The following is a 14,488-nucleotide window of genomic DNA, read 5'->3' on the forward strand; positions in this document are numbered from 1 at the left end:
CTTTGTTAAATAAATTGAAAGGGGTCTGTATTCATTTTCGATGTTACTACTTCTATCGTCGCCTTATCTTTTAACATCGTATCTAAATAGGACTTTGTAGCTTCTTTCATTACCTTTTCTATATAATGCCCAGCGTCTATTACTGCTAATCCAGCTGCCCATGCGTCTTGCGCAACATGAAAGGACATATCTCCCGTTATATAAACATCTGCCCCTTTTCGTTTTGCAAGATGAATATATTTTTCACCGCTACCACCCAATACGGCAACTTTTTTTACCGTTTTTTCTAAGTCACCAGTTACACGTACATGATTCATTTCTGTTCTGTTTTTAACATGTTCACATAAATCAATAAGTGTAGTAGAGCTCGCCAAACTTCCAATTCTTCCAACACCCATTTTTTCCCCTTTATTCTTAAGTGGAAAAATGTCATATGCTGGTTCTTCGTATGGATGTTTCTCTATCATTTTACTAATCGCATCATTTAAGTTTTCTTCTTTTACAATTGTTTCTATTCGAACTTCATCTACATGTGCTAACTCGTGCCTCGTACCTATATGTGGGTTGGTTCCTTCTAGCGGTTTGAACGCCCTTTTCCCTTCCGTTTGAAAAGAACAATGGCTATAGTTACCAATATGACCTGCTCCATTTTCAGATAGAACATCTTGAACAATTTTAGTATGTGTCTTTGGAACATATACAGCTATCTTATACAAGTTCTTAGACTCGGATTCGACAAGTACGCTCGTATCTTTTATTCCTAACAAATTACAAAGTATATCATTTACGCCACCATTTGCAATATCTAAATTTGTATGTGCTGCATAAACCGTTATATCATGTTGAATCAATTTACTGATTATACGCCCTTGAGGAGTATCCGCATTTAATTGCTTTAGCGATTTAAACAGCAAGGGATGATGCGCAATAATTAAATTCACCCCTTCTCGAATCGCTTCATCTACAACTGATTCTAACACATCTAATGTAATCATAATTTTTTTAACAACTTTATTATAGGATCCAACCTGTAACCCTACATTGTCCCACTCATATGCCAACTTTTTCGGTGCCCACTTTTCAATAAGTTGAAATACATCTGAATGTAATAATTGTTTATTCACCCCTTAAGACCTCCTTTATCCATAATTTTTCTAGTTCAAATTTTTCAATTTTATCCAAGTCTTGTCCTTGTGCATTCTTCATTTGATTTATTACTTGTTCTAATTTGTCATATTCATGTTTCCACTTTTTATAAAAGACATCTGTTCTATTTTCTAATAATAAAGGACCAAATAATAATTGCTTTTCTGTTAGTTGTTTTAAAGGATTTAACTTTGTTTCCAGGTCAGCAACAACTACCTCATAAATATGACCATTTTCCTCTATAATTGATTCATTTGTAATAACAAAATGGTTATCATTAAACCATCTCCTAACACCTCTAGCATCAACATTAGGCTGTGCAATAATTCGCTTTACATTTTTAAGTTGCGCCTTCCCGTCTTCTAAAATCGATTTTATTAATGAACCACCCATACCAGCAATAACAATATGATCTACTTTCTCATCATTATCAATTACAGCTAGACCATCTCCAAGCCTAACCTCAACCCGGTCGTTTAACCCATATGATTTCACTGTACGTAGGGCACTCTGATAAGGTCCTTCATTGACTTCACCCGCAATTGCTTTCGCAGTCTTATCCTGCAAGCAAACATAACAAGGCAAATAAGCATGGTCAGAGCCAATATCCGCAAAATAGCCCCCTTTTGATAAGTATGTGGCAACCTGTAACAATCGATTAGATAGTTTTACTGAATTTCCCATTTTACTCTCCTCTATATATCTTAGGCTGTTTTCGTATTAATTATTGCTTTTAATATAAAATGTATAGTAATTTAAAAGGATATGCTAAATCACACCGTTCCGGAAACACACTTTGCTATTATCCTGCTCTACTTCTCTACAAATTAGAAATATGCTTTTGTTTAAGATAGAACAATTATCTTAAACGTTATTTCATGGTTTATAACCTCAAAATAATTTGATCGACTATCATAGCGTAGGCAGAATGCATAGACTACTCGAAAATACAGACCAATTTTCTCACGAAGATGTATCGCTGTCGAAGTATTCCTTGTCCTACGGAAAAAGCACGGTCCGAAGACACCTCAGAAGCGTTCTTGGCGTCACGAGGGGGCTCGTGCCGTGCTCGCGGAAAGCGAAGTATTCTGCCGCAGTGAATGACGATATAAACCAATCATAAGTGTGAGCGAGAGCTTAATTGTTTGAATTCAAATAAGTCCGTAGTTTATATCTTTTACGTCTAAGCGTATATCTAAGAAAAATCAACAACCCTTTAGAAAGAGCCATATCTTAAAAGCTTATCATAAAAACCAAAGCATTGTGTCAGTTACAATCATCTGAAAAAGAAAAGCTTTCTGTTTATAGCAGAAAGCTTAAGATAGTACCTATTTATTGTTTTTCACTTAACCAATCAGCTAGTAGACTAGCTTCTTCAGCAGGCATTTGTACAGCAGGCATACCACCTTGACCATTTTGAATAATACTTACGATTTCATCTGAAGAATATTTTGATCCAATGGTTGTTAAATCAGGACCCATACCACCAGATAAATCAGCACCATGACATGCTGCACAATTATTAGAGAATACTGCTTCAGGATCTGTTGATACTTCTCCTTCAGCAACTTCTGTTCCGCCTTCTTCTTCATTTTGTAGTGCTTCACGTTGATCAGCACCTACATAAGAGATGATAATAACTGCTAGTACCCCTATTACAGCAATAATTGCATATGGTATAACTGGGTTTTTCATCTTCTGTTTCCTCCTTATGTAATCCCCTAAATATTTTTCTATATACTAGAATATATATAGTTTACTCGAAAATCAATTGACTTTAAAGAATAAAGCTGTGAAATTTTATAAAACAATGTAAAAAATGGAAAAAATAATTCCGATAACACTACTATAAATTAAATATTTCAACTTAAATTTACGGCCGAAAACGAACCATAGAAAAAAATTAAAAAAGATAATAAGATACAGAAAAAAATCACTATATATGTACTGTTGACTAACAAAAAGACTTAATAAAAAAACGAGAAATAATGATACAACAAGGGCCAAATGATAAAATTTTTGTGTCTTTTTCTTTAGATATATATAACTACTTACGGAATATCCAATAAAAAGAATTAATATCCCTAGTTGCAAAATGGCTGGAAATTTCGTAAAATAAATCACAAGAAAAGAAAACGGTAACAATAATAAAACTAATATCGTTTGTAAGATAATATTCCATTTTGGAAGTTGAACTTTTGCTGACTCACTTCCGTTTTCTTCACCTTTTGTGTAAAGTGCTAGTAGAAAATCACAATATTTATCTGGTAGTAAATGATGCTCTTTCCAAAAAACAATTTCTTTAACTATTATTTGTGTACGTTCATTTTCTAACAGGGCTGTTCACCTCTAAACCAAGCAAATGATAAAAGGACTAAGAGTCATTGATCACATACACTGCTCTCAATGACTTTAACATTAATCCAAAAAGTCTTTCAACCGTTTACTACGACTTGGGTGTCTTAATTTACGAAGTGCTTTTGCTTCAATTTGTCTAATGCGTTCTCGAGTTACACCGAAAACTTTTCCAACTTCTTCAAGTGTTCTTGTACGACCGTCATCAAGTCCAAATCGTAAGCGTAGTACATTCTCTTCCCTGTCTGTTAGCGTGTCTAGTACATCTTCCAACTGTTCTTTAAGTAACTCATACGCGGCATGATCTGAAGGAGATACAGCTTCAGAATCTTCAATAAAGTCACCTAAGTGTGAGTCGTCTTCCTCACCGATTGGTGTTTCAAGTGAGACAGGTTCTTGAGCAATCTTCAGAATCTCTCGCACTTTTTCAGGAGGCAACTCCATTTCTTCACCAATTTCCTCTGGAGAAGGTTCTCTACCTAAATCTTGCAGAAGGGAACGTTGAACACGAATAAGCTTATTGATTGTTTCTACCATATGAACTGGAATTCGAATCGTTCTTGCCTGGTCTGCAATTGCTCTCGTGATAGCTTGACGAATCCACCAAGTAGCATACGTACTAAATTTGAAACCTTTACGATAATCAAATTTTTCAACAGCTTTAATAAGCCCCATGTTTCCTTCTTGAATAAGATCTAAGAAAAGCATTCCACGACCTACATAGCGTTTTGCTATGCTAACAACTAATCGTAAATTCGCTTCAGCTAGACGACGTTTTGCTTCCTCATCGCCTTCTTCAATACGACTAGCAAGTTCAATCTCTTCAGTAGCTGACAACAAATTCACACGGCCAATTTCTTTCAAGTACATCCGAACAGGATCATTAATCTTAATACCTAGAGGAACACTTAAATCTTTTAAATTAAACTCTTCTTCCTTTTCGATTTCTTTCATTTTAGGGTCGTCCTCTGACTCTCCAAGCACTTCTACACCTTGTTCTTCTAGGTACTCATAGAACTCATCCATTTGATGTGAATCAATATCAAAATTTGACAAACCATCAGCTATTTCCTCATATGCTAAGGTCCCTCTTTTCTTGCCCATTTCAACTAATTTCTCTTTCGCATGTTCAAGAGTGATTTCGGTTTCCTTCGTACTTGCTTGTTCTTTTTTAGCCATGAGTTCCCCTCCTTCCAAAATTATAATTGCTAATTTGACCGTTTCAACTGCTTTTGTATCTCAATAATTTGCACTAGTATTTGCGCTGCTTTAATTGGGTTGTTTTGTTGCTCAGCAAGTCGCTGTTCTTCTTTTAGTGACTTAATTCTGCCATAAACATTACTGTATGATTGAATGATTCGAACGTAATCATTTATTTCTTTGTCACTTATTTCTTCCATTGTTGGCAACATTGCAATTTCTGATACAAGTTGTTTTAATTCTTCGTCATTCAACTTTTCTAAAAACAAACTAACATCAGGATCCTTTCCCTCTTCATAAAAGGCAAATAAGTATGTTGCAATTATTTTATGAGCATCGATATTAAAGCCTGCTCCTAATTCCTCTTGGACTTTCTCTGTTATAAGTGAATCCTGTAACATATAAGATAGAAGTTTTCTTTCCGCATTCTGATAAGCTGGTAATAATTGCTTATTTTTACGTTTTGGGATTGCTCTATTAGTATTACTGTTCTTAGGAGTACTATCCCTTAAAGATCCTTGTTTTTCTCTAAGTACTCGTAGTTCCTCGGATAATGATTCAAGGCTTACATTATATTCCTTTTCGATTTCCTTCAGATAAAATTCTCGCTCGATGGAACTTTCAACACTTGCTAACTCTTTAAGAATGACATCTATATAGTTTAAGCGATCGGCTTCCAGACTTAAATTATAATCTTTTTTTACGTACCGCATGTAAAAACTCATATACGTATCACTTAACTTAATGATTTCGTTCTTAAAAGCCTCTCCACCATACGCTTTAATATAACTATCTGGATCTAAATTATCTTGCAAATTGGCAACTTTTACGTTGCAACCAGCATTTTGAAGTATATTTGCTGCTTTATAGGTTGCGTCAAGACCTGCGCGATCTCCGTCATAACAAATAATTACTGTATCAACATATCGCTTCAACAACTTTGCTTGCATTTCGGTCAGTGACGTACCCATTGTTGCAATGACATTTTTGATACCCACTTGATATGCCGAAATCACATCCATATATCCTTCAAATAATACTACTTCATTTTCCTTACGAATATGTCTTTTTGCCAAATCAAAATTAAAAAGTAGCTTCCCTTTTTGAAACAGCTCACTTTCAGCACTGTTCAAATATTTCGGCTCAAGACCTGTAATAGATCTGCCACCAAAGGCAATGGTTTTTCCTATATGATTCCGAATAGGGAAGATTACTCTGCCACGGAATCGGTCAGTTACACTATTGTCATTTTGCAAAGAAAGTAAACCCGCTTTAACTAGTAAAGCTTGATGAAATCCCTTTTTCTTTAGAAATTCTGCTGTGAAATCTTTTGAATTTGGCGCAAAACCTAATTGGAATTCATCAATTACCTCATCATTTAAACCCCTATCTTTTAAGTACTGGTAACCTTCTTTTCCATCCTTTGTATACCTGATAAGGTGGTGATATAGCTTCGTAAGCCACTCGTAGGCAGCAAGGACATTCTGATTTTCCTTTGAAGCAGGTGACTGATGGTCAGTATTAGCTTCTGGAAGCCCGATACCACTTCTATCCGCTAAAAATTTCATAGCTTCGAAAAACGAGTAATTTTCCATTTCCATGACAAAAGTGACTACATTCCCACCCTTACCACATCCAAAGCAGTGAAATATCTGTTTCTCTTGTGTAACAGAAAAAGATGGGCTTTTCTCACCATGGAACGGACAAAGTCCAAAATAGTTTCTTCCTTGTTTCTTTAATTGAACAAACTCACCAATAACGTCAACAATATCATTGGCTTTTCTTACTTCTTCAATTACCTCTTCAGGTATTTGATTGGCCATTCTAACCACCATACTATTAATATTCGTTATAATTTAAGAAATTCCTTCACATTTCGACAATTTTTTCTCCGAATTCGAAAAAAATTTCATTCTTTTCCTTGAATGTGTCTAGAAGGCGGGTTTGCATATTAGATTGAATTACCATATAATAAATAATACTTATAGAATAGCTATAATGTATATTCTACAAAAGTTCTTTAGATTCCTTCTAAATTACGAATGTTTTATTTTTCAGAATATGTTCTAGTCTGCCTTTATTTATTATATATCTTTACACAAATTATTATTATAATACATTCTAATTAAAAATACCATTATAAATCCTTATTTCCTTCAATAAAAAATGAATATTTTTTAGGAAAGGCCTTAATCGGCTATTCCAACAAGAAAACATTCTACCTATCATAAAGTAGAATGTTTTTCTTTATTCGTTCATATTCGTATGAATCATTTGCAAAATAACATTTGCTGTTTCTTCAACTGCCTTATTCGATACATCAATTACTTTACAACCTATTCTGTCCACAACTTTATTGAAATAATCAAGTTCCTGTAGAATTCTATCTAAGTTAGCATAGGTTGCTTGATCTCCAAGTCCTAATGCCTTTAATCGCTCTTTTCTTATTTCATTCAACTTTTCAGGTTTAATTCTTAATCCAATACACTTATTAGGATCAACCTCAAATAATTCTTCAGGTGGATCAACTTCAGGGACAATCGGTACGTTTGCAACTTTAATTCTCTTATGTGCCAAATATTGAGATAACGGTGTCTTGGAAGTCCTAGAAACACCCACAAGGATAATATCTGCTCTTGCAATCCCTCTTGGATCTCTTCCATCATCATATTTGACAGCAAATTCAATTGCTTCTACTCGTTTAAAGTAATCTTCATCTAATTTGTGAACAAGACCCGCTTCAAGCCTTGGCGCTTTCTTAAATACACTTTCCATGGAAGCAATCATCGGTCCCATAATATCAATTGCTTCAATACCAAATTCTTTAGCTTGTTCATTCAAATATTGACGTAAATCAGGATCCACTAATGTAAAGCCAATAATTCCGGCCTTTTCTTTAGCAAGTTGTAAAGACTCATCGATTGTTTCTTTATCTTCTACATATGGAATACGGTTTATTTTATAACCAACACCATTAAACTGACTTAACCCCGCTTTTATTACTAATTCAGCTGTTTCACCTACTGAATCAGATAGAATATAAACATAACGTTCGGTCATAATGAAAATACACCTCCACCTGAATGCTTATTATATATGACTATCAATTCCGAGTTCAACAAATGCCTTTGTTATTGTAGTTTTTGTAATTCTTCCTGTAACGACTAAACCATCTTCCGTATCCTTAACAACAGGAAGTGCATCGATTTGTTTTGTGATCAATCGTTGCGCAGCGTCTAATAATAAATCATCTTTCCTGCAAACTGTGATATTTGGCATTCTAGTCATAATGATATGTACAGCAATCGCGTTTAAATCCTGTTGGCCAATACTTGCCCGAAGCAAATCCTTTCGAGATAACACCCCAGATAAGCAAGACTTATCGTTAACAACGAATAGCGTTCCAACATCTTCTAAGAACATTGCAGAGATAGCATCATAAACAGAGACATCTTCTTTGACTATGATTGGAATTTGTTGAAATTCATGAACTTGAAATGTTTTAATTTTATCTGAAATTAATTCGGACCCTGTTTTACCTGTAAAGAAATATCCAACACGAGGTCTTGCTTCTAAAAAACCTGCCATTGTTAATATTGCTAAGTCTGGTCTCAATGTAGCTCTTGTTAAATTCAACTTATCAGCAATATGTTCACCAGTTATTGGGCCATTTTCTTTTACGATATCAATAATTTTTTCTTGTCTATCTGATAGTTTCACCTTTTCACCGCCTTGCTATATGACACACTATTTAAAATATTATTATATACCATTTAAATCGAAAAGGGAAATTACGTTATACTATTGTTCATTATTTTCTTAAGAACAATAGTATAACCAATACAATATTTTAGTTATGCTGCTTCCATTCAATTAAAGTTAAATTAGCAAATTCATTAATAAGTAACGCGACATTCTTTACCAATGCCAACCTGTTATTTCTAATCTTTTCATCATCCGCCATTACCATATTATTGTCAAAGAATGCGTGAATCGGCTCTGCCAGTTCACTTAGAGTTGCAATTGCAAGGGTAGCATCCTTATTTTGATTTGCCTGACGATAAGGCAGGACGTTAGCTTGATACTGTTCGAATAACGCTTTTTCAGACGCTGTTTCAAAGTAAGCAGGATTAACTTCAGTGCTTTCTGCTTTACTAGCTAAATTCAATATACGTACAAAAGCTTCTTGTACCGGTTTAAAGGCTTCATCATTTCTTTTTTCTGATAAAATTTGCGCTTTTTTCTCCGTGTATTCGAATACGCCAATTTGTTTATCCAAGACCGCATGAATAATGTCTTGTTCAACTTCTATTTCTTTTAACAAGTACATTGCACGTAATTGGAAAAATTCATGTAAATTATTCGTTACCGTCACCCAATCCTCTTGTTCTATATCAACGGAACGATATAATTTCGTCGCCACATTTAGAATTGCTTCTAACGAAATATCCCACCTGCTATCTTTTAGCATTCGTAAAATCCCTGTTGCTTGGCGCCGTAATCCATAAGGATCTCCAGAACCAGTAGGAACAAGACCAATGGAGATACAACCCACAATGGTATCTAATTTATCTGCAATACTTACAATTGTTCCAACAATTGTTTCAGGTAAATTACCATTTGCTTGCCTTGGTAAATAATGTTCACGAATTGCTCCTGCTACTACTTCATTTTCTCCAAAATGGATCGCATAATGTTCACCTATGACACCTTGAAGCTCAGTAAATTCACCTACCATATTCGTCATTTGATCAAATTTAGAAATTTCAGCAGCCCTAATAGCGTCTCTAGTCGCATCCTTATCAAGCGATAACATCGATGTTAGTGATTTAGTTATAGATACAACTCGTTTTACCTTTTCCGCATATGTTCCTAGTTTTTCTTGGAAAATAACACGTTCAAGTTTTTCTAGATAGTAATCAATACTCTGTTTCTTGTCTTCATTGTAAAAGAATTCTGCATCAGCAAGACGCGCACGAAGTACTTTTTCGTTACCTTTAGCAACCGTGTTGATATTATTGTTATCTCCATTCCGAACAGCTACGAATGCAGGCAATAACTCACCTTTTTTTGTCTTAACTGGGAAATAGCGTTGATGCTCCTTCATCGATGTAATCAACACTTCAGATGGCAATTTTAAATATTTCTCCTCAAATGAACCGACAAATACAGTTGGATATTCTACTAAATTTCGAACTTCATTTAACAGGTCATTTTCAACAGGGATAACAATATCTTCTTTGGCTTCTAGTTCCTTTATACCTTCTAATATTAAGCTTTCGCGTTCCTTAGAGTCGACAATGACATACTGACTTTTCATTTTCGACTGGTACTCTACTGGATTTGTTAGTTGAATTTTGTCACCTAAAAATCGATGTCCAAATGTTGTATTACCTGTTTTCACAGATGCAACTTCAAAAGGGATCACTTCTTCTTCAAATAAAGCAACAATCCAACGAATCGGTCGTGCATATCGTAAGGTTTCTGTAGACCAACGCATATTTTTTCCAAACTGAATAGATTCAATTACCTTATTGAAGGAAGGCAATAATTCATTTGTTGGCTTGCCTTCAATATGTTTTTTTACAAAGATGTATGACATACCATTTAGTTCTTTTGTATAAATGTCATCAACGGTTTTTCCTTGACCTTTTGTAAAACCAATCGCAGCCTTGGTCCAATTGCCACTTTCATCCTTCGCGATCTTTTCTGCAGGCCCCTTCGCTTCTTCTTCAATTGTTGTTTGAACTTCAGCAACACCCATTATTAAAACGGCTAATCTTCTTGGCGTCGAAAAAGAACGTACATTGTCAAACGAAATTCGTAATTCTTGTAGCCATTTCTTGGTATTTTCTAGTAATTGTTGCTCAGCCTGATCCACAAAACGTGCGGGCAATTCTTCTAAGCCGATTTCAAATAAGACGTTTTTAGACATTTTACTTCTCCTCCTTCTTCAGCATTGGGAATCCAAGCCTTTCTCTTTCTGCAACATAGGTTTTTGCAATTTTTCTTGCTAAATTACGAATTCTCCCTATATATCCCGTACGTTCTGTTACAGAGATTACCCCTTTTGCGTCAAGTAAATTGAATGTATGTGAACATTTCAGGACATAGTCATAAGCAGGAAATACGAGGCCTTTTTCCATTGCACGTTTTGCCTCTCCTTCATACATGGAGAATAATTCGAAAAGCATATCTGTATTTGATTCCTCAAAAGTATATTTAGAGTGTTCATATTCAGGCTGATAAAATATATCACGATAGGTAAAATCTTCATTCCATGCTAGTTCAAATACATTTTCTTTATCCTGGATATAGGATGCTAGTCGTTCAATTCCATATGTTAATTCTACTGTTACTGGATTTGCTTCAAGACCGCCGATTTGCTGAAAATACGTAAATTGGGTAATTTCCATTCCATCAAGCCATACTTCCCAACCTAATCCAGCAGCACCTAATGTAGGGTTTTCCCAGTTATCCTCTACGAAACGAATATCATGCTCTAAAGGATCAATCCCCAATTTTTTTAATGAGTCTAAATAAAGCTCTTGGATATTGTCTGGTGATGGTTTCATAATTACTTGAAACTGATGATGCTGGTATAGACGGTTTGGGTTTTCACCGTATCTTCCGTCGTCTGGACGTCTGGATGGTTCCACATAAGCAACATTCCATGGTTCAGGTCCTAAACTGCGAAGCAACGTCATTGGAGACATTGTCCCAGCACCCTTTTCCACATCATATGCTTGAACAAGCAGACATTTTTGATCTGACCAATAGTTTTGAAGCGTTAAGATCATTTCTTGTATATTCATTGTTCTACCTCCATTTTAATTTAAAAATAAAGTTCTTTTCGTATTGTTTGTTGTTTCTTTGGCCTCGTAGTTGATATAAACTGCGATGTAGAGCTCGTTGATTTCCGCTGCGGGCAGTACGCTTTCCGCGGGCACGGCCTCAGCCCCCTCAGAAGCAAAAGACGCTTCTTCCTGGTCTTCGGACACGTGCTTTTCCCGCAGGAGTCGACTGCCCTCCGCTACAATCAATATTATATTAGCAGTAATAAGATTACAAAGTTGAATAGCACAAACCTAGTGGAGGCAATACACGTAGACTCCTGCGGGAGGATAGGCCTAGGTGAGACTGCGTAGTGCGTTAGCACGAAGAAGGCTCACCAGCCGCCCGCGGAAAGCGAAGTGTATTGCTGGAACGGTAGTGTATGCTGTTTCACAGGTTACGTCGCGTTTTATATCTATTGTGTCAAAAGCAACAATTTTTTGTAACGAGCCTAATTTAAAATAAAAAACCGTCCCTATGTCTAGTGATAGACATAGGGACGGTTTTTACCGCGGTTCCACCCTACTTGCTTTAGAAAACAAAGCCACTTTATTATATTGCTCAGGAATGCCCTTCCCTACTACTCCTATATCCAGCTTCCACCATCCTGGACTCGCTATAACAAGAATAGAGTAGGTACTCCTTTCCCTCAACGCATTATTCTTATGTAATAAATTATGTACAAATGATACTGCATCTAGCACAATCTGTCAATAAAATTCTATTTTAGCAGATGAAGTTGATTTAAAAACTTTCTAGATTTAAGAAAATAACCACCATAACGATCATAATATGCATCTAATGTATTACGAAGGATCTTCTTGTTTTCTTCCTTTATTGATATTGTTCCTACTCTTTCTAATCCTACTTCGGAAAAAACATACAGTAATTTAGAAAGAGAATTAGGTAAATGAACGCCATTTTGGTCTTGGTGCATACAACGCCTGCAAAGTAGCCCACCCTCTGCAATCGAAAAAGCATATGGTGCTTCTTTACTACCGCAACTCGCACAACAATGAACAGTAGGAGCAAATCCACCTTTTTTAAATAATTTCATTTCATACATCATAACTGGAATATCCGAGTCTTCATTATTCGAAATCCAGTCCAATGTTTTCAGTAACTGATCATAAACAGTTGCATCTGGAGATTTATCTTCCATTATTTTGTCTGTTAATTCCATAATATATGCTGCGTAAGCGGTTTTGACAATATCTTCACGTATGAAACGATATGATTCAATCATTTCTCCCTGCTGGATCGTACTTAATCCTTTATTTAGATAGACAAAGAATTGTGCGTAAATGAACGGCTGCGTTACAGCAGCCATTCTACTTTTAGGTTTTTTCGCACCTCTAGCTAGGGCGGTGAATTTACCTTGTTTTTTACTAAAGAGAGTTACAAGTTTGTGTGTTTCGCCATAATCCTTCGTTCTCATTACAATTCCATCAACTTTTTCAAGCACATAGCTTCACCTTTCTTATCCATACAGATGAAAAACTAACATACAATCTAATTTAATTCCCCATTTTAATCACTAGGTGCTTAAGGTCTAAGTTACATTATAGGTTTGTTTCTATTGTTGACTCTTCAATGCTTTCCTTCCTATACTCCCCTTGTCTTGTTTCATGTTCCAACTCTTTATATAACAAATAGGTTTCAATGTTGCCTGTTTGACTAAAAAGTTTCCATGTAAGGTCGATCATGAAAAACCCACCTTTCCCTGATTTAATAATGTAACTTTATCTTAGCTTGACCATAATGGAGTATTAAATTAGTATAAAAATTTACCATGTTTACAAATTAATACTCATCGTTTCTAAATCCGTATTCAAATAATTGACTTTGTTTATTTCTCCAATCTTTCTTAACTTTCACCCATAATTCAAGATACACTTTAGAGCCTAATAATGCTTCAATATCTTTTCGGGCGCTCTTTCCGATATTTTTCAGCATTGTCCCTTGTTTACCGATAAGGATCCCCTTTTGGGTTTTCCTTTCTGTTACAATTGTTGCTTGAATAAAGATTGTGTCGTTATCTCGCTTTTCGAGATTCTCCATAACGACGGCTATTGAATGTGGTATTTCTTCTCTTGTTAGTTCTAGAACCTTTTCTCTAATTAACTCTGTAATAATGAATCTTTCTGGGTGATCCGTTACTTGGTCCTTTGGATAGTATTGTGGTCCTTCAGGTAAATGACCTTTTAGTATATCTAAGAGGTGTAATACATTATTTCCTTCTAGAGCAGAGATAGGAATAATTTCTTCAAAATTCCCTTTATCCTTATACTGTGTAATTAAGTTTAGTACGTCTTCTGGGTGAATTAAATCTATCTTATTAATAATTAAAAAGACTGGACTATTTACAAGCTTAAGCCGATCAAGTATATACTGATCACCTTTCCCATAGCCTTCTTTTGCATTAATCATAAAAAGAATCGCATCTACTTCATTTAATGTATTTTCAGCAACTTTCATCATAAAGTCACCTAGTCGATGTTTTGGTTTATGGATTCCTGGCGTATCAATAAAAATCATTTGTGCATCATCCATTGTTAAAACACCTTGAATTTTATTTCTAGTTGTTTGCGGTTTATCACTCATAATTGCAATTTTTTGTCCGATTACCCTATTTAGAAAAGTAGATTTACCTACATTTGGTCTGCCAATAATTGCTATAAATCCTGATTTATAATTGTTTTCCATGTAATTATCCTCCGATGCGATATTTCCTTAATTATTATCATACTACATTTTGGTAATACTTTTCACGTATTCGACAAAAGCTCTAAAAATGTACTTATTTTTGTACGTAAAAGTACGAATACAAAAGAGGCTGCGACAAAAGAGTTTTTACTCAATTAAAATCCGAACATGATTAAAACATATAGACTGCTCGAGAAATATACTTCACTTTCCACGTGGGGGCTGATGAGAGCCGCCTTCTTGCTTG

The 14,488-nt window shown here is 35.2% G+C and carries 13 protein-coding genes and 1 other annotated feature; all 13 genes read right to left on the reverse strand.

The window, feature by feature from the left end; genetic code table 11:
* Positions 1–5: 5 nt before the first annotated feature.
* Positions 6–1,124 (reverse strand): Nif3-like dinuclear metal center hexameric protein, encoded by a 1,119-nt coding sequence (locus tag D8M05_RS02820; RefSeq protein WP_121128433.1) that lies wholly within the window; start codon positions 1,122–1,124, stop codon positions 6–8.
* Positions 1,117–1,830 carry a tRNA (adenine(22)-N(1))-methyltransferase gene (locus D8M05_RS02825; RefSeq protein WP_121128435.1) on the reverse strand — a complete coding sequence of 238 codons (714 nt, stop codon included), beginning with the start codon at positions 1,828–1,830 and terminating at the stop codon, positions 1,117–1,119. Before D8M05_RS02825 ends, D8M05_RS02820 begins: the two co-directional genes overlap by 8 nt.
* Before the next feature lie 648 nt (positions 1,831–2,478).
* Positions 2,479–2,841: a cytochrome c550 gene (gene cccA / locus D8M05_RS02830; RefSeq protein WP_121128437.1), complete on the reverse strand. Its 363-nt coding sequence runs from the start codon at positions 2,839–2,841 to the stop codon at positions 2,479–2,481.
* 723 nt (positions 2,842–3,564) lie between these two features.
* Positions 3,565–4,680, reverse strand: a complete 1,116-nt coding sequence (rpoD, locus tag D8M05_RS02835; RefSeq protein WP_121128439.1) for an RNA polymerase sigma factor RpoD — start codon at positions 4,678–4,680, stop codon at positions 3,565–3,567.
* Between the two features lie 29 nt (positions 4,681–4,709).
* The gene (gene dnaG, locus D8M05_RS02840; RefSeq protein ID WP_121128441.1) at positions 4,710–6,524 is read right to left on the reverse strand and encodes a DNA primase; all 1,815 of its coding nucleotides are present in this window, start codon (positions 6,522–6,524) and stop codon (positions 4,710–4,712) included.
* 424 nt (positions 6,525–6,948) lie between these two features.
* On the reverse strand, positions 6,949–7,761 hold the full coding sequence (locus tag D8M05_RS02845) for a pyruvate, water dikinase regulatory protein (protein WP_121128443.1): 813 nt from the start codon (positions 7,759–7,761) through the stop codon (positions 6,949–6,951).
* Between the two features lie 30 nt (positions 7,762–7,791).
* Positions 7,792–8,421: a transcriptional regulator CcpN gene (ccpN, locus tag D8M05_RS02850; RefSeq protein ID WP_121128445.1), complete on the reverse strand. Its 630-nt coding sequence runs from the start codon at positions 8,419–8,421 to the stop codon at positions 7,792–7,794.
* Between the two features lie 130 nt (positions 8,422–8,551).
* Positions 8,552–10,636, reverse strand: coding sequence for a glycine--tRNA ligase subunit beta (glyS, locus tag D8M05_RS02855; protein ID WP_121128447.1), 2,085 nt, complete (start codon positions 10,634–10,636; stop codon positions 8,552–8,554).
* 1 nt (position 10,637) lies between these two features.
* On the reverse strand, positions 10,638–11,516 hold the full coding sequence (glyQ, locus tag D8M05_RS02860) for a glycine--tRNA ligase subunit alpha (RefSeq protein ID WP_121128448.1): 879 nt from the start codon (positions 11,514–11,516) through the stop codon (positions 10,638–10,640).
* 15 nt (positions 11,517–11,531) lie between these two features.
* Positions 11,532–11,702, reverse strand: a complete 171-nt coding sequence (locus D8M05_RS02865) for a hypothetical protein (RefSeq protein WP_245985165.1) — start codon at positions 11,700–11,702, stop codon at positions 11,532–11,534.
* A gap of 325 nt (positions 11,703–12,027) precedes the next feature.
* Positions 12,028–12,197 (reverse strand) — a binding site (T-box leader).
* A 59-nt stretch (positions 12,198–12,256) separates the two neighbouring features.
* The gene (gene recO, locus D8M05_RS02870) at positions 12,257–13,000 is read right to left on the reverse strand and encodes a DNA repair protein RecO (protein WP_121128453.1); all 744 of its coding nucleotides are present in this window, start codon (positions 12,998–13,000) and stop codon (positions 12,257–12,259) included.
* 97 nt (positions 13,001–13,097) lie between these two features.
* Positions 13,098–13,241 (reverse strand): YqzL family protein, encoded by a 144-nt coding sequence (locus D8M05_RS02875; protein ID WP_121128455.1) that lies wholly within the window; start codon positions 13,239–13,241, stop codon positions 13,098–13,100.
* 97 nt (positions 13,242–13,338) lie between these two features.
* Entirely contained in the window at positions 13,339–14,241 is a 903-nt protein-coding gene (gene era / locus D8M05_RS02880; protein ID WP_121128457.1) for a GTPase Era, read from the reverse strand.
* Positions 14,242–14,488: the final 247 nt, after the last annotated feature.

This window comes from Oceanobacillus bengalensis (assembly GCF_003628445.1).
GTDB lineage: Bacteria > Bacillota > Bacilli > Bacillales > Amphibacillaceae > Oceanobacillus > Oceanobacillus bengalensis.